The 16066-nt window shown below is 73.6% G+C and carries 14 protein-coding genes and 1 pseudogene; 6 read left to right on the top strand and 9 right to left on the bottom strand.

Annotation, left to right across the window (positions count from 1 at the left end):
* Positions 1-17: 17 nt before the first annotated feature.
* The 6 genes and pseudogenes from AC0AIB_RS04240 to AC0AIB_RS04215 form a co-directional block, all read right to left on the bottom strand.
* A complete protein-coding gene (locus tag AC0AIB_RS04240; RefSeq protein ID WP_328342227.1) occupies positions 18-1619 on the bottom strand; it encodes an acyl-CoA carboxylase subunit beta in 1602 nt (533 codons plus the stop codon).
* A 117-nt stretch (positions 1620-1736) separates the two neighbouring features.
* Positions 1737-2933 carry an acyl-CoA dehydrogenase family protein gene (locus AC0AIB_RS04235; RefSeq protein WP_465096043.1) on the bottom strand — a complete coding sequence of 399 codons (1197 nt, stop codon included), beginning with the start codon at positions 2931-2933 and terminating at the stop codon, positions 1737-1739.
* A complete protein-coding gene (locus tag AC0AIB_RS04230) occupies positions 2930-4633 on the bottom strand; it encodes an acyclic terpene utilization AtuA family protein (RefSeq protein ID WP_465096061.1) in 1704 nt (567 codons plus the stop codon). The genes AC0AIB_RS04235 and AC0AIB_RS04230 overlap by 4 nt, the downstream gene beginning before the upstream one ends.
* Before the next feature lie 191 nt (positions 4634-4824).
* A pseudogene (locus AC0AIB_RS04225) lies at positions 4825-5595 on the bottom strand (TIGR03084 family metal-binding protein); the annotation flags it as partial.
* Between the two features lie 68 nt (positions 5596-5663).
* Positions 5664-6296 carry a TetR/AcrR family transcriptional regulator gene (locus AC0AIB_RS04220; RefSeq protein WP_328342235.1) on the bottom strand — a complete coding sequence of 211 codons (633 nt, stop codon included), beginning with the start codon at positions 6294-6296 and terminating at the stop codon, positions 5664-5666.
* A gap of 288 nt (positions 6297-6584) precedes the next feature.
* Positions 6585-7262 carry a Crp/Fnr family transcriptional regulator gene (locus tag AC0AIB_RS04215; RefSeq protein WP_067306583.1) on the bottom strand — a complete coding sequence of 226 codons (678 nt, stop codon included), beginning with the start codon at positions 7260-7262 and terminating at the stop codon, positions 6585-6587.
* Between the two features lie 220 nt (positions 7263-7482).
* Between AC0AIB_RS04215 and AC0AIB_RS04210 the strand changes: the two genes are divergently transcribed.
* The 6 genes from AC0AIB_RS04210 to AC0AIB_RS04185 all read left to right on the top strand — a co-directional run bounded on the left by AC0AIB_RS04210 (position 7483) and on the right by AC0AIB_RS04185 (position 12934).
* Positions 7483-8187 (top strand): adenosylcobinamide amidohydrolase, encoded by a 705-nt coding sequence (locus AC0AIB_RS04210; RefSeq protein WP_328342240.1) that lies wholly within the window; start codon positions 7483-7485, stop codon positions 8185-8187.
* Between the two features lie 56 nt (positions 8188-8243).
* The gene (locus tag AC0AIB_RS04205) at positions 8244-9401 is read left to right on the top strand and encodes a CapA family protein (RefSeq protein ID WP_328342242.1); all 1158 of its coding nucleotides are present in this window, start codon (positions 8244-8246) and stop codon (positions 9399-9401) included.
* A 93-nt stretch (positions 9402-9494) separates the two neighbouring features.
* Positions 9495-10283, top strand: a complete 789-nt coding sequence (gene nth, locus AC0AIB_RS04200) for an endonuclease III (RefSeq protein WP_328342244.1) — start codon at positions 9495-9497, stop codon at positions 10281-10283.
* The gene (locus AC0AIB_RS04195) at positions 10280-11002 is read left to right on the top strand and encodes a TlpA family protein disulfide reductase (RefSeq protein ID WP_328342246.1); all 723 of its coding nucleotides are present in this window, start codon (positions 10280-10282) and stop codon (positions 11000-11002) included. The genes nth and AC0AIB_RS04195 overlap by 4 nt, the downstream gene beginning before the upstream one ends.
* Positions 10999-11697, top strand: a complete 699-nt coding sequence (locus AC0AIB_RS04190; protein ID WP_328342248.1) for an NUDIX hydrolase — start codon at positions 10999-11001, stop codon at positions 11695-11697. The genes AC0AIB_RS04195 and AC0AIB_RS04190 overlap by 4 nt, the downstream gene beginning before the upstream one ends.
* A 58-nt stretch (positions 11698-11755) precedes the next feature.
* The gene (locus AC0AIB_RS04185) at positions 11756-12934 is read left to right on the top strand and encodes a MarP family serine protease (protein WP_328342250.1); all 1179 of its coding nucleotides are present in this window, start codon (positions 11756-11758) and stop codon (positions 12932-12934) included.
* A 91-nt stretch (positions 12935-13025) separates the two neighbouring features.
* Here AC0AIB_RS04185 and AC0AIB_RS04180 read toward each other — a convergent pair whose 3' ends face one another.
* Genes AC0AIB_RS04180 through mycP form a run of 3 tightly spaced genes read right to left on the bottom strand, consistent with a single transcriptional unit; the run spans position 13026 to position 16042 of the window.
* Positions 13026-13751 carry a phosphatase PAP2 family protein gene (locus tag AC0AIB_RS04180; RefSeq protein WP_465096042.1) on the bottom strand — a complete coding sequence of 242 codons (726 nt, stop codon included), beginning with the start codon at positions 13749-13751 and terminating at the stop codon, positions 13026-13028.
* A gap of 30 nt (positions 13752-13781) precedes the next feature.
* Positions 13782-14609 (bottom strand): phosphatase PAP2 family protein, encoded by an 828-nt coding sequence (locus tag AC0AIB_RS04175; protein WP_465096041.1) that lies wholly within the window; start codon positions 14607-14609, stop codon positions 13782-13784.
* A 41-nt stretch (positions 14610-14650) separates the two neighbouring features.
* Positions 14651-16042: a type VII secretion-associated serine protease mycosin gene (mycP, locus tag AC0AIB_RS04170; protein ID WP_328342256.1), complete on the bottom strand. Its 1392-nt coding sequence runs from the start codon at positions 16040-16042 to the stop codon at positions 14651-14653.
* Positions 16043-16066 lie beyond the last annotated feature (24 nt).

Genomic DNA, 16066 nt, shown 5'->3' with positions numbered 1-16066 from the left:
CCTCGCGCTCACGGGCACTACAGCCGGAAGACGCCGAAGGTGTCGGCGCCCTTCACCGGTGCGTTGTGGATCGCCGACAGGCAGAGCCCCAGGACGGTACGGGTGTCCCGGGGGTCGATCACCCCGTCGTCGTAGAGCCGGCCGGACAGGAACAGCGCCCCGGACTGCGACTCGATCTGCTGCTCGACCATCATCCGCATCGCCGCGTCGGAGTCCTCGTCGTAGTCCCGGCCCCGGGCGGCGGCGGCCTGCCGGGCGACGATCGACAGCACCCCGGCCAACTGCGCCGGTCCCATCACCGCCGACTTCGCGTTCGGCCAGGTGAACAGGAACCTCGGCTCGTACGCCCGGCCGCACATCCCGTAGTTGCCGGCACCGTAGGAGGCGCCCAGGTTGACAGTCAGGTGCGGCACCGTCGAGTTCGAGACCGCGTTGACCATCAGTGCGCCGTGCTTGATGATGCCGCGCTGCTCGTACTCGGTGCCGACCATGTAGCCGGTGGTGTTCTGGAGGAAGACCAGCGGGGTGTCGGTGGCGTTGGCGAGCTGGATGAACTGGGCCGCCTTCTGCGCCTCCGCGCTGAACAGCACCCCCCGGGCGTTCGCCAGCACGCCGACCGGGTAGCCGTGCAGCTCGCCCCAGCCGGTCACCAGGGCGGTGCCGTACGCCGGCTTGAACTCGTCGAACTCGCTGCCGTCGAGCACCCGGGCCAGCACCTCCCGTGGGTCGAACGGCACCTTCAGGTCGGCGCTGGCGATGCCGAGCAGCTCCTCCGGGTCGTATCTCGGTGGTCGGGGGGCCGGGTCGCGCGGCGGCGGACCCTGCTTGCGCCAGTTGCACCGGCGGATGCACCGGCGGGCCAGCCGGATACCGTCCCGTTCGTCCTCGGCGAGGTGGTCGGCGAGACCGGACGTGCCGGCGTGCATCGCCGCGCCGCCCAGCGACTCGTCGTCGGTGATCTCGCCGGTGGCCATCTTCACCAGCGGCGGCCCGGCCAGGTAGACCTGGGACCGGTCCCGGATCATGATCACGTGGTCGGACATCCCCGGCACGTACGCCCCACCGGCGGTGGCGTTGCCGAAGACCACGCTGACCGTGGGGATCTTCGCGGCGGAGAGCCGGGTCAGGTCGCGGAACACCCGGCCGCCCGGGATGAAGATCTCCGCCTGGGTGGGCAGGTCCGCCCCGGCGCTCTCCACCAGGTTGACCATCGGCAGCCGGTTCGCCAGGGCGATCTCGCCGGCCCGCCGGGTCTTCGCCAGCGACCACGGGTTGACCGCGCCGCCGCGTACCGTCGGGTCGTTGGCGACGATCAGGCACTCCACGCCCTCGACCACGCCGATGCCGGTGACCACGCTCGCCCCGACCGGGAAGTCGGTGCCGTACCCGGCGACCGGCGACAACTCCAGGAACGGGCTGTCCCGGTCGAGCAGCAACTCGATCCGCTCCCGGGGCAGCAGCTTGCCGCGCCCGTGGTGCCGGGCCACGTACTTCTCGCCACCGCCGGCCCGCGCCTGGTCGAGGGCGGCGTCCAACTCGGCCAGCCGCTCCCGCAACGCGTCCCGGTTGGCCACGAACGCCGGCGCGGCCGGGTCGATCGCACTCTCCAGTGTGGTCACAGGTTCCCGTCTTTCGTTCGCGACTGCGGGGCTCGCAAGACCGGCTCACTCCTCGCGCTCACAGGTTCGTCTTCGTTCGCGACTGCGGGGCTCGCAAGACCGGCTCACTCCTCGCGCTCACAGGCCCAGGCCTTTCGCGATGATCTCGTTCATGATCTCGGTGGTGCCGCCGCCGATGCCGAGGATGCGGGCGTCCCGGTAGTGCCGCTCGACCTCGGCGTCGCGCAGGTAGCCGAACCCGCCGTGCAGTTGCAGCGCGGCGTCGACCACCTGGTCGCAGGCGGCCACCGCGACGTTCTTCGCCATCGCCACCTCGGTCACCACCGGCTCGCCCGCCGCCACCCGGGCGGCCACCTGGTGCACGTACGCGCGGGCCGCCTCGGTACGGGTGTGCATCTCGGCCAGCCGGTGCCGGACCAGTTGCCGGCTGGCCAGTGGACGACCGAAGGTGGACCGGTCCCGGCACCAGCGGGTCGCCAGCTCCACGCAGCGCTGCGCGGTCGCGTACGCCTGGGTGGCCAGGGACAGGCGCTCGGTGGCGAAGTTCTGCATGATCGCCAGGAAGCCGGTGTCCTCCTCGCCGATCCGGTTGGCCACCGGGACCCGGACGTCGACGAAGGACAGCTCGGCGGTGTCCGAGCAGTGCCAGCCGAGCTTCTTCAGCTTCCGGCCGACGGTGAACCCGGGCGTGCCCCTGTCGATCACCAGCAGGTGCAGCGACCCGCTGCCGGGGAAGTCGCCGCAGACCGCCGTGGTGACGAAGTCGGCGCGTACCCCGCTCGTGACGTACGACTTCGACCCGTTCACCAGGTAGTGGTCGCCGTCGCGGCGGGCGGTGGTGCGGATCGAGGCGACGTCGGAGCCGCCGTCCGGTTCGGTGATCGCCAGCGCGCCGATCAGCTCACCCGCCAGCGTCGGCCGGACGTACCGGGTGACCAGGGGATCGTCGGCGGCGGACCGGTGGGTGGGGAGTCGACCACCGAGCGTGCCGCCGGTGCGCGCTCCGGCCGCCGCGACGATGTGCGGCAGCGCGATGCCATGGGTGAAGAGGGCGGCGACCAGCCCGGAGGAGCCACCGGAGCGGATGATCTCCTCGGTGACCACTATCGAGTCGAGCAGGTCACCGCCGCTGCCGCCGACCGACTCGGGGAAGCCGATGCCGAGCAGGCCGATCTTCGCGGCGGTGGCGTGCAGCGTGCGGGGGACCTCGCCGGCCCGCTCCCAGTCGTCGAGGTGCGGCAGCACCTCCCGGGTCACGAAGGCCCGGGTCAACTCCCGCAACTGCCGCCGCTCCGGCGTGTCCACGATCGTCATCCGTCCCCCTCCCCGGCTGCCGCTCCCGGCCGGTCTGCGGCGGGCGGGCCGGGGGTGAGGGCGGCGGGCAGGTCGACGATGCGCGAGCGGAGCAGCTCACCGAGCGCCTTGGCCTGCGGGTCGAACCGGTTGGAGGCGGCCACCCCCGGCCCGAGCAGGCCCCGGATCACGAAGTTGACCGCCCGCAGGTGCGGCAGCTCGTACCGTTCGACGGTCAACGCGGCGGTCTCCGGCAGCAGCTCGGCCAGCCGCGCGACGGTCAGCCATTCCCGCAGCCAGCCCCAGGTCGCGTCGGTGCGCGCCCAGACGCCGAGGTTGGCGTCGCCACCCTTGTCACCCGACCGGGCCCCGACCAGCTCACCCAACGGCCCCCGCCGGGTCGGCCCGGTCGCCGGTGCCGGGTCCACCGGTGCGGCGGACCCCGCCGGAGCGGGCACCGGCCGGGTCTCGGCCTGTGGCGTGGCGTCCGGCGTGGTCTGTGGTGCGGTCTGCGGCGGCGGGGGGATCGGCAGCCGGGTGCCGTCCGGTAGCACGGCGACGTGGGGCACGTCGACCTGCGGCACGGCGTCGGCGGTGAAGACCCCGTACGGGGTGGCGTCGCCGGGCAGGGTGGTCAGCGTGCATCCCGGGTAGGAGGCGAGGGCCAGCTCCACCGCCGCCGCCGAGAAGGCCCGCCCGGCCCGCACCCGGTCACCGTCACGCAGGTGTACGTGCAGCAGCGCGCTCGCCGTCTCGGTGTCGACCGCGTCGACGTGGTCGGTACGGGCCAGCGTGAACTCCAGCCCGTCCGCGCCGACCGCCGCCTCGACCTGCCCCCGGACCAGGGCGGCCTTGGCGGGGATGTCCAGCCCGCAGAGCACGAACGTCATCGCGTTGCGGAAGCCGCCCAGGTTGTTGACGCCCACCTTGAGGGTGGCCGGCGGTGGGGTGCCCCGGACCCCGCCCACCCGCACCCGGTCCGGCCCGTCCTGGTGCAGCCGTACCGTGTCCAGTCGGGTCACCACGTCCGGGCCGAGGTAGTCGGGGCCGCCCACCTCGTACAACAGTTGGGCGGTGACGGTCTCGACGGTGACCGCGCCGCCGGTGCCGGGGTGCTTGGTGAGCACCGACGAGCCGTCCGGGTGGATCTCGGCGATCGGGAAGCCGGGTCGGCGTCCACCGTCGGGCAGTTCGGTGAAGAAGCTGAAGTTGCCGCCGGTGACCTGGGCCCCGCACTCGATCAGGTGCCCGGCGACTGTGGCACCGGCCAGCGCGTCCAGGTCGTCGGGTCGCCAGCCGAACCGGGTGATGGCCGGCCCGACCGTCAGCGAGGCGTCGGTGACCCGCCCGGTGACCACCACGTCCGCCCCGGCGTCCAGGCAGGCCGCGATGCCGAACGCGCCGAGGTAGGCGTTGGCGGTGAGCGCGTCCGGTCGGGGCAGTGCGTCGCCCTCGACGTGGCCGACCCGGACGGCGAGGCCGAGCCGGTCGGCGAGCGCGCCGATCGCGGCGGCCAACCCGGCCGGGTGCAACCCGCCCGCGTTGGTGACGATCCGTACGCCCCGGTCCAGGGCGGTGCCGAGACAGCCTTCGAGCTGGCGCAGGAAGGTCTTCGCATAGCCGAGGTCCGGGTCGCGCAGCCGGTCCCGACCGAGGATCAGCATGGTCAGCTCGGCCAGGTAGTCGCCGGTCAGCACGTCGAGCTCACCGTCGTCGAGCATCTCCCGCCAGGCGGTGGACCGGTCACCGTAGAAGCCGGAGGCGTTGCCCACCCGGAGCACGCCGCTCACGCCGTCGCCCCGGTGCGCTCGTCCCGGCCGTCCGGGGCCGCCGCGTCGCCGGCCCCGGACGCGCTGTCGCGCACCGTCGGTCGGCCGGCTTCCGGCGTGGCCCGTTCGCGGTCGGTGGTGCGTGGGTCGCGCCCGGCGCCCGGTGGGCCGGCGAAGGCCTGGGCCACGTCGAGCCAGGCGTCGGCGGTCGGGCCGGTGGCGGCCAGGGCGGTGTCGGCGCGGTGTCGGCGCTGGGTGACCAGCAGGCAGAAGTCGAGCGCCGGGCCGACGACCCGGTCCGCCGCGTCGGCCGGCCCGAAGGTCCAGCGTGACCCGTCCGGCGCGGCGAGTTCGACCCGCACCGGCACCGTCGGCACCGACCGGCCGTGGGCGGCGAAACCATGCCCGAGGGTACGGAATCCGAGGTACGCGACGTGCCGCAACCGCGCCGTCGGGGTGCGGGTCACGCCGAGCGCCTCGGCGACGTCCTCGCCGTGTGCCCAGGTTTCCATGAGCCGGGCGGTGACCATCGAGGCGGCCGACATCCGGGTGCCGTACCAGGGCAGTTTCTCCCCGGCCGGCACGGCGGCCAGGGCGGCGGTGAGACCGGCCCGGCCGGTGCGCCAACGGGTGAGCAGGGTGGCCGGCGGTGCCAGGAACTCCGCCGCCCCGTCCTCGACCAGCCGGCTCGGGTCGGCGGCCGAGGTGACCGAGGCGTGGAAGGCCGTCGGATCGGTGGCTGCCAACCGGGCGACGTGGTCGGTCCAGGCCAGGTGGGCGATCTGGTGGGCGACCGTCCAGCGGGGCGCGGGTGTGGGCCGCTTCCACGCCTCGTTGGGCAGCGCGGCGACGAGCGCGTCGAGCTGGTCGGACTCCTCGGCCAGGTCGGCGAGCAGTGCGGTCGGGTCGACCATGGTGCCTCCCGGGCGGGTGGGTCGATGAGCGCGGGTCAGGGCCGGTCGGGCCGGTGGGGTCGGGTCGGTCAGGGTTGGTCGAGGGGCGGGTGTGGTCCGGGGGTGAGCAGGGTGGCGAGCTGGCGTTTCCAGGTGTGCAACAGGGCGGTGCGGCGGGCCGAGTCGTCGTGGAGCAGGTTGGCCACGCCGAGCCCGCGGAGCAGGTCGAGGGTGGCCTGCACCGCCTCGCGGACCCCGGGGCGGCGCTCGTCCACGTCGAGCAGCGCGACGGTGAGCCGGTGCATCTCCCGACCCACCCTTGCCTCCAGTGGTACCAACGCGCCGCGTAGCTCCGGGTCGGTGCGGGCGGCCACCCACAGCTCCAGCGCGGCGACGAAGAGCGGCCCGGTGAAGGCGACGCCGAGCAGGTCGATCACCCGGTCGAGTCGCTGCGGCCCGACCGGCAGTGCCTCGGCCTCGACGCGCAGCTCTTCGGCGCGTCGCTCGGCGAGGTGGGCGACGGCGGCGGTGACCAGGGCCGCCTTGGTGGGGTAGTGGTGCAGCTGGGCACCACGGGAGACCCCGGCGTGGCTGGCGACCACCGTGGTGGTGGTGCCCGACCAGCCGTACCGGACCAGGCAGTCGACAGTCGCTTCGAGCAGCCGGGCCCGGGTGGCGCGGCTGCGCTCCTGTTGGGGGACGCGGGTCGATGCGGCGGACACGGGGACAGCGTGCCGCCGCCGAAACAAACAGTCAAGCTTGACTTTTTCTGTGGCATCGGCTGATCGTTCCGGTCGGGCCCCAGGGGAGTGCGGCAGGGATCGGGGAGAGTTGTCGCCGCTCCCGCTCCCCGCACCCGCGATCGGGCCGAGGCGACCGAGCGGGTCACCGGGGAGAACCGCGGGCCGCCAGCCGGCACCGCCCCTGCCGGAACCGGACCGGGACCGGTCGCGAACGAGCCAGGGCCGCCGGTCGGGGCGGCCCTGGCTCGGTGTGTACGTGGTGCCGGGTCAGACCCGCGCGCGGCGGGCGAGACGCTCCGGGTCGAGGATGATGATGCTCTTGCCGTCCAGTCGCAGCCAGCCACGGGAGGCGAAGTCGGCGAGCGCCTTGTTGACCGTCTCCCGGGAGGCGCCGACGAGCTGGGCGATCTCCTCCTGGGTCAGGTCGTGGGTCACCCGCAGCACGCCGCCGTCGCGGGTGCCGAACCGGCCGGCCATCTGGAGCAGGTTCTTGGCGACCCGGCCCGGCACGTCGGTGAAGATCAGGTCGGCCAGCGAGTCGTTCGTCCGGCGCAGCCTACGGGCGAGCACCCGCAGCAACTGCTCGGCGATCTCGGGCCGGTTGTTCAGCCAGGGGCGCAGGGCCTGCTTGCGCAGCCGTACCAGCCGGGTGTCGGTGACCGCCGTGGCCGTGGCCGTACGCGGGCCGGGGTCGAAGAGCGAGAGCTCACCGACCATGTCCGACGGGCCCATCACGGCGATCAGGTTCTGCCGGCCGTCGGCTGCCCGACGCCCCACCTTGATCTTGCCGGACAGGAGGATGTAGAGACTGTCGCCGGGCTCGCCCTCGTTGAAGACGATCTCGCCTTTGCGGACGTCGATCGTCTCCATCTCTTTGGCGAGCGCCTCGGCAGCCTCCGGGTCGACACCCTGGAAGATCCCGCTGCGAGCCAGTACCTCGTCCATCGCGCACCTCCGGTTGCGCGCTGCCGTCCCTCGGCCGGGTCCGCCGTCCGCTGATCCCTCGCGCGCCGCCAAGTCTAGGCGCATGTGAGGACGAATCAGAGCTGCACCCCTGGAAACTTGATCGTTGGGCGTAACCTCGCCGACCCGATCGGCCCTTATGATCATCCGCCCGAACCACCTGGTCACCGGCGGTGGCCGCCGCTGGTCGTAGGGTGTCCGGGTGCTGAGCGACCCCGTGCTGACCCACCGCCCCGAGGACGGATGGGATATTCCGCTACTCGTGTGGCGGGCCCGCCGGCCCCTGCGGGCGGTCAGCTCCGGCCCGCTCGGTGGCGGTGTCGGCGTACGCAACTGGGTGGTCAACGCGACAGTGCCGATGTCGTACCGCCGGGACGACCCGGCGACCCACCTGGCCGCGCTCGCCGACCGGCTCGGCCTCGACGGGCCCGGGATCGGCCTGCTCACCGGCGTGGACGTCGCCGAGGTGGTGACCCGGACCGACACCGGCGTACGGGCCTGGGCCACCGTCGGCCTCGGCACCCCCCTCTGGGCCGCCGTCCCGGCGGAGGCCGTGGTGCCGGCTCCTGCCGGGGTGTCGGGTACCGCGCCGGTGCAGCGGGTCGGGACGGTCAACATCGTCGTCTACGTGCCGGCGGCGCTCGGGGACGCCGCGCTGGTGAACGCCGTCGCCACCGCGACCGAGGCGAAGTGCCAGGCGATCGGGGAACTGGGCCTGCCGGGCACCGGTACCCCCACCGACTCGGTCACCGTGCTCTGCCCCGCCGGTGGGCCCGCCCTCCCGACCGAGCCGTACGGGGGACCCCGGTCGACCTGGGGCGCCCCGCTCGCCCGGGCCGTCCACGCGGCCGTCCGGGCCGGCGGGTCGGTCTCCTGCGTCCCGTGGTCGGAGCGGCGGACGGGCTGAACTTCCGTCCGATCGGCCGTCGTGGGTCGATTACCCACCCGGTAGCGTCGCGGGCGATGTACTCTGCCGCCTTCTCGAAGCCCCGTCCCCGCCGCCGCGCCGTGCTCGCCTCCGGCGCGCTGCTCGCCGTGCTCCTCGCAGGCTGTTCCCAGCCCGACGACTCCCCGGAGCCGGTCTGGCGTCCGGGCGGCGGTGGTGGTGCCAGCGGTTCCCCGGTGCCGAGCGGCGCAGCGGCCGACAAGGGCGCGGCGGTCACCCTCTCGGCCACCGGCGACATCGTGATGGGGATGGCCCCGTCCCGGTTGCCCGCCAACGGCGGCAAGGGCTTCTTCGACGAGGTCGAGGGAGCACTCAAGGCCGACCTGGTGATGGGCAACCTGGAGGAGCCGCTCACCACCGACACCGGCACCGGCAAGTGCGGCGCCGACTCCAGCAACTGCTACCAGTTCCGGGTTCCGCCGGAGTACGCCGGCCACCTCAAGGACGCCGGTTTCCAGCTGCTCAACCAGGCCAACAACCACGGTTACGACTTCGGGCCGCAGGGCTACGAGAACACCCGGCAGGCGCTGGAGAAGCACGGCCTGAAGCACACCGGTGCGCCGGACCAGATCACCGTGGTCGAGGTCGGCGGGGTGAAGGTCGCGGTGGCCGGCTTCTCGTCGTACCCCTGGTCGAACAGCCTGGTCGACATCGACGCCGCCAAGGGAGTGGTCGAGAAGGCCGCCACCATGGCCGACCTGGTCGTGGTGCAGGTGCACATGGGCGGCGAGGGGTCGGACAAGACCCGGGTCCGCCCCGGCACCGAGATGTTCCTCGGCGAGAACCGGGGCGACCCGGTGAAGTTCTCCCACGCCATGATCGACGCCGGGGCCGACCTGATCGTCGGACACGGCCCGCACGTGCTGCGCGGGATGGAGTTCTACCAGGGCCGGCTGATCGCGTACAGCCTGGGTAACTTCGCCGGGGGTGCCCGGTCGCTCAACCCGACCGGCCGGCTCGGCTGGGGCGGGGTGCTGAAGGTCTCCCTCAAGCCGGACGGCAGCTTCGCGGGCGGCTCGTTCACCTCCACCCGGATGAGTTCGGTGGGCAAGCCGACGATGGATTCGGCCGACCAGGGGCTCGGCCTGGTCAAGCAGCTCAGTGGCAACGACTTCCCGCGTACCGGGGCGCGGTTCGACGGCAAGGGGAAGATCAGCCCGCCCGAGGCCGGCTGACCGCCCGTCGCCGTACCCGGCTGGCGTGGGCGCGACGGGGCCGGCTGGCGTGGGCGCGACGGGCCGGCGGGGTGGCGACGTAGGCTGGCCGGCGTGACCATCAGCTCTCCCGGCCGGGTCGAGACGGACCTCGGCCGTACCCGGCGTGCCCGGCGGATCGGTCGGGCGTTGACCGAGGCGCACCCCGACGCCCACTGCGAACTCGACCACTCCAATGCGTTGGAGTTGGCCGTCGCCACGATCCTCTCCGCGCAGTGCACCGACAAGAAGGTCAACGAGGTCACCCCGAAGCTCTTCACCAGGTACCCGACGGCGGCCGACTACGCCGGGGCGGACCGGGCCGAGTTGGAGGAGCTGATCCGGCCGACCGGCTTCTACCGCAACAAGACCGACTCGCTGATCAAGCTGGGTCAGGCGCTGATCGAGCGCTACGACGGCCGGGTTCCCGGTCGGCTGGCCGACCTGGTGACGCTGCCCGGGATCGGTCGCAAGACGGCGAACGTCATCCTGGGCAACGCCTTCGACGTCCCGGGGATCACCGTCGACACCCACTTCCAACGGCTGGTGCAGCGCTGGGGGCTGACCATCCAGACCGATCCGGTCAAGATCGAACACGAGATCGGGGCGATCTTCCCGAAGCGGGAGTGGACCATGCTCTCCCACCGGATCATCTTCCACGGGCGGCGGGTCTGCCACGCCCGCAAGCCCGCCTGCGGGGCGTGCACCCTGACCCGGCTCTGCCCGTCGTACGGGCTCGGGCCGACCGAACCGGCCGCCGCCGCGAAGCTGCTCAAGGGCCCCCGTGCCCGGGAGCTCGCGGTCGCCGCCGGGGTCGACCCGGAGCTGGTGCCCGCGCAGGCCGTGGTCGCGGAGGCACCGTGAAGCGTCGGCTCGCCGCGCTGGTCGTCCCGGTGCTGCTGGCGCTCGCCGGCTGCACCGCCACCGCCGGGCGGCAGGACTCCGCCACCGGCCCCGACCAGGGACGGCCCGCCCGCCCGTCACCGTTCGCCGACTGCGCCACCCTGACCGGCCGGCCGTCCACCACCCCCACCGGCACCACCACCCCCGCGCCGACCGGGTCCGTCGCCCCGTCCGACCCGGCCGCGCCGACCGGGTCCGTCGGGGCCGGCGACGGCGGCGGTACGGTCGGCAGCCCGGCCCCGGCCGGCGGTGGCGGAGGTCTGCTGCCCGAACTGGTGCTCTCCTGCTTCACCGGCGGCGCTCCGGTGGCGCTGCGCGACATCCACGGTCCGGCCGTGATCAACGTGTGGGCCTCCTGGTGCCCGCCCTGCCGCAAGGAGCTGCCGGCCTTCCAACGGCTCAGCGTCCGCGCCGCCGGCCAGCTCCAGGTGATCGGGGTGAACAGCCGGGACAGCCGGGACGGCGCGCAGGCCATCGGTGAGGACTTCGGTATCCGTTTCCCGGTGCTCTTCGACCAGGGCGAGGCCCTGCAACGGGAGCTGCGCCGCACGGCCGTCCCGCTGACCCTGCTGGTCGACGCGCAGGGGCGGGTTCGGCACATCGACACCTCCGGCGCACTCGACGACGCCCGCCTCGCCGACCTGGTCCGCCGCCACCTCGGCCTGGTGGTGCCCGCGTGACCTCCCGTCCGCCGTCCTGGTTCGATCCACTGCTCGGCCGGCTCGGCACCGCCCGGGCCGAGGACTTCACCCGACTGACCACCCCCGAGGAAGGCGGCCGGGAGAGCGCGGTGCTGGTGCTGCTCGGCGAGGAGCCCGGTGCCGGCCCCGACGTGCTGGTCCTCCAGCGGGCCGCCACGCTGCGCAACCACGCCGGTCAACCGGCCTTCCCCGGCGGCGCGGCCGACCCGGAGGACGCCGACGTGCGGGCCACCGCGCTGCGTGAGGCGAACGAGGAGGTCGACCTCGACCCGGCCAGCGTGACCGTCCTGGCCGAGTTGCCGAAACTCTGGATCCCGGTCAGCGACTTCGTGGTCACCCCGGTGCTGGCCTGGTGGCACAGCCCGCACCCGGTGCACCCCCGGGAGCCGGCCGAGGTGGCGCACGTGGCCCGGCTGCCCGTCGCCGAGCTGGTCGACCCGGCCAACCGGATGCGGGTCCGCCACCCCAGCGGCTGGATCGGCCCGGCGTTCTCCGTCCGGGGAATGCTGGTCTGGGGCTTCACCGCCGGGGTGCTCGCCGCCCTGCTGGAGATGGGTGGTTGGGCCCGGCCGTGGCCCTGGTCGCGGGTGGTCGAGCTGCCACCGACCGGTGCCACCCCGGCTCCCTCGGCGGGCACCGAGGAGGCGGACGAACTGGCCGGTCCGCTGACCTGACCGTCACGTTCCGCATCCGCTGCGCCGAACGGGTGTCCGGTGCACGTACCCTTGACCGGTGTCGGCCGTGGATCTCGTTCTGCTCCTGCTCATGCTCGTGTTCGCGATCAGCGGATACCGCCAGGGCTTCGTCATCGGGGCGCTGTCGTTCTCCGGGTTCTTCCTGGGTGCGCTCATCGGCCTCCAGCTCGGGCCGATGCTGGCCCGCCAGTTCATCGACAGCGGGACCAGGGTGCTGGTCTCCCTGGTCGCCGTCTTCGGGCTCGCCGTGCTCGGTCAGGCGCTGGCCGGCTGGCTCGGCTCCCACCTACGGCGGACGATCACCAACGACGCCGCCAGGCGGGCCGACGACGTCGGGGGCGCGTTCGTCTCGATCCTCGCGGTGATGCTTGTGGCCTGGCTGGTCGCGGTGCCGCTGGGCTCCTCGTCGCTGCCCTGGCTGGCCGCCTCGGTCAAGAACAGCGCGCTGCTGACCGTGGTGGACCGGGTCCTGCCGGACCAGGCCCAGGAGCTGTCCACCGCGCTGCGGGACACCGTCGACACCAACGGCTTCCCCGACGTCTTCAACGGCCTGGGTCGTACCTCGGCGCGACAGGTCGCCCCGCCGGACCCGGCGCTGGCCGGCTCCCAGGTGGTGGCGAACAGCCAGCGGGCGGTGGTGAAGGTGCTGGGTTCCGCACCGAGCTGCTCGCGCCGGATCGAGGGTTCCGGGTTCGTCTACGCCGACGACCGGGTGATGACCAACGCGCATGTGGTGGCCGGCACCCGCTCCGTCGCGGTCGAGCTGCGCGGCGAACGGTTCGACGGTGACGTCGTCGTCTACGACCCGGACCGTGACCTCGCCGTGCTGCACGTGCCGGGACTGCCCGGCCCCTCCCTGCGGTTCGCCGCCGGACAGGCCGGCAGCGGCGCGGACGCGATCGTGCTGGGCTTCCCACTCGACGGCCCGTACGACGCCCGCCCGGCCCGGATCCGGGACGTGGACCGGATCGAGGGCCCGGACATCTACAACGCCAGCAAGGTGAACCGGGAGATCTACACGATCCGGGCGCTGGTCCGCAGCGGCAACTCCGGCGGCCCGCTGGTCTCCTCCAACGGTCTGGTGCTCGGGGTGATCTTCGCGGCGGCGGCGGACGACCCGAACACCGGTTTCGCGGTGACCGCCGAGGAGGCCCGACCGGTGGCGCTGGCCGGCGCGGAGCGTACCCGTGGGGTGGGCACCGGCGACTGCACCTGAGCCCACCGACGCGGCCCAACCGACCGGGGCCGGGGTGCCGTCACGGCAGAGGCGGAGCCCGGTGCCGCCACCGGCGGGGGGAGGGCCGGGTTCAGCCGCCGGCCGGCGCGACGGCCGGTGCGTCTCCGCCGGTCGGGGTGAGGCCGGGCAGCTTGGCCCGGCCCCAGGTCAGTGAGCGGTCGAGCACCGCCCGCGCCATGATCGCCACGCAGGTGCCTCCGTTGACGAACGACGCCACCACGTCGCTCGGGTGGTGCATGCCCCGGTACATCCTGGTCAGTGCCACCCCGATCGGCACCAGCACCAGCAGGGTCCACCAGGTGACCCTGCCGGCGGTGCTCTTCGCCCGCAGGGCCAGCAGCAGTGCGACGCCGACATAGAGGGCGACCGCCGCCGAGGTGTGGCCGGACGGGAAGCTCGACGTCGGTGGGGAGACGTCCATGTGCTCCACCGCCGGCCGACGCCTGTCGATGGCCATCGTGGTGAGCAGGAAGACCAGCGCCTGGGCGGTCACCGCCGCGCACAGGAACAGCGGCTCCCGCCAGCGGTGCAGCACCAGCCGGAGCACCAGCGCCACCAGCACGGTGACCGTGACGATCAACTGGGTGCTGGCCAGCGTACTGAACACCAGCGAGACGTCGTTCCACCCGCCGGTGCGGTCGGCGGCCAGTTCGCGGTTGACCGTGTCCTCCACGGTGAACGGCCAGACGTCGTCGAGCACCCGGGTCACCAGCAGCCCGAGCAGGACCATGAAGGAGAGCAGCAGGGCCACCGGAAGGAGCACCCGCCTGGCGACCTGCACAGCGATGGGGGACATGGGCCGCCATGTACCCCGACCCGCCGCCGGCTACGCGCGTGGCCCCGCCGGGTCGTCCGGCAGTGCGCGCGGCCCCGCCGGGTCGGCCAGCTCCGGTGCCACCCCGTCGACTGTGGCCCGGCCGGTCGGCAACCCGGCCCGGTCCCGCCAGGTGCGGAACGCCGCCGCGGTGGCCGCCACCACCGCCACGCCCAACAGCCAGCCGCCGAGCACGTCGCTGACCCAGTGCACGCCCAGCGCCACCCGGCTCAGCCCGGTCACCCCGACGAGCAGCACGGCGACCGTCCAGAGCAACACCCGGGCCGCCGGACGACCCCGGGTGAACGGCAGGAATACCAGCAGCAGCACCCCCGCCGCGAGGGTCGCGTTCAGCGCGTGCCCGGACGGGAAGGAGAACCCGGTGGCCCGGGCCACCGGGTCGAGCAGTTCCGGCCGGTTCCGGCCGACAAGCAGTTTCAGCAGCGCGCCGAGGGCCCCGCCGACGGCCATCGTGGTGACCACCCAGAGCGCCAGCCGTCGGGCCTGACGCCACCACGACCACACCACCACGACCAGCGCGGCCACCCGCAGCGGACCCGGTGAGAAGACGTGCGTCCACGCCTCCATCGCCCGTACCCACGCCGGATGGTCGACGGCGAAGCGGTGCAGGGCGTCGGTGACCGTGGCGTCCAGGTCGTGCAGCGGCGACCAGGCCCCGACCACCAGCACCGCCAGCAACGCGAACGGCACCAGCACCAGGAAGGCCGCCGCCGACGCCAGGGTCAACCGCAACCCCAGCGAGTGGTCCCGGTCCAGGCGGCGGTCCCGCCAGGACCGGTCCGACGGGGGTACGGAGGTACGCGGACCGGAGGAACTCATGCGACCTGCTCTACCCACCCGTACCCGGATTCAGGCGCGGCTCAACGACCCCACAACCGGAACCGACGGACCATCAACGCCACCCCGGTGACCAGGGCGGCGAGGATGGCGACACCGGTCCACAGCCGGCGCGGGGCGGTGTCGTCAGCGCCGCCGGCCGGTTGGGCCGTCCACCGGGTGTGCTGTCGCGGCGCGGTGAAACCGAGCGGGTCGCTGCCGGTGCCGCCGGCCCGGGCGTCCTCGGCGGAGCCGGGGGCCGGGCCGAACCCGACCACCCCGGGCGAGTCGTTGTCGTCAAGCGGGTTGCGGTAGATCAGCGGCAGGTCGGCGGTGAGCGCGGCGACCGGGTCGACCCGGCCGTACCCGAACCGGTCGTCGCGGCCGGTGGGGCCGATGTCCTTGGCGGTGCTCAGCAACCGGTTCACCACGTCCCCGGCGGACATGTCGGGGTAGCGGGCGCGGACCAGGGCGGCGGTCGCCGTCACCAGCGGCGCCGCGAAGCTGGTGCCCTGCACGCCCCAGTAGTTGCCCGGCGGACGCGCCCCGACCAGACCGGTCGCCGGGGCGGTCAGGGTGGTGGCGTGACCGGTGATCGAACCGGACCAGAGGTTCTCGCTGTCGCGTTCCAGCCCGGCCACCGCGATCACCCCCGGCTCCCGCGCCGGGTACCAGACCTTCGACGTGGTGGACGTGGCGACGTTGCCGGTGCAGGCCACCACCACCACGTCCCGGGCGAACGCGTAGTCCAACGCGGCGGCGAGGGCCGGGCTGTCGCCACTGCCGCCGAGAGACAGGTTGATCACGCGGGCGCCGTTGTCGACCGCCCAGCGCACCCCCTTGGCGACGATCATCGCGTCGTCGTAGCGGTTCTCGTCGTCGAGCACCCGGACCGGCAGGATCCGGGCGTCCGGCGCGAGCCCGACCACGCCCCGCCGGTCGTCGCCGCGCCCGGCGATCAGACTGGCCACCGTGGTGCCGTGCCCCACCGGATCCGGCTCGTCGCCGCCGGCGGGGGAGACCAGGTCCATCCCGGGCAGTACCTGGCCGACCAGGTCGGGATGGGCACCGTCCACCCCGGAGTCGATCACCGCCACCGTCACGCCGCGTCCGGTCGAGGTACGCCAGGCGGTGGCCGCGTTCAACTCGTCGAGCTGGAACTGGTCGTCGCGGATCCGGTCGGTACGGGCCTCCACCGGCGCGAAGTCCGGCTCGGTCAACGGCGTGCCGGCGCGCGGCCCGGCCACCGTGGCGACCGACGACCCGGTGAGCGCGGTGACCGTAGCGGCCGACGGCGGGATCATGGCGGCGGCCGGGGGCGGGGACACGCCGAACACGGTGACGGTGATCGCCACGACACCGACCAGCGCACGCCCGGCGAACCGGTGCAGCGCCGTCGGGGAGCCCTGCCGAACCCTTGTCACATCGTCAGCCATTCATCGCGCGGGACACCTGCAGCT

It is taken from the genome of Micromonospora sp. DSM 43699, from assembly GCF_055517075.1.
Note: the sequence above shows the minus strand (reverse complement) of the source record. Positions and strands in the feature narration are given on the sequence as shown.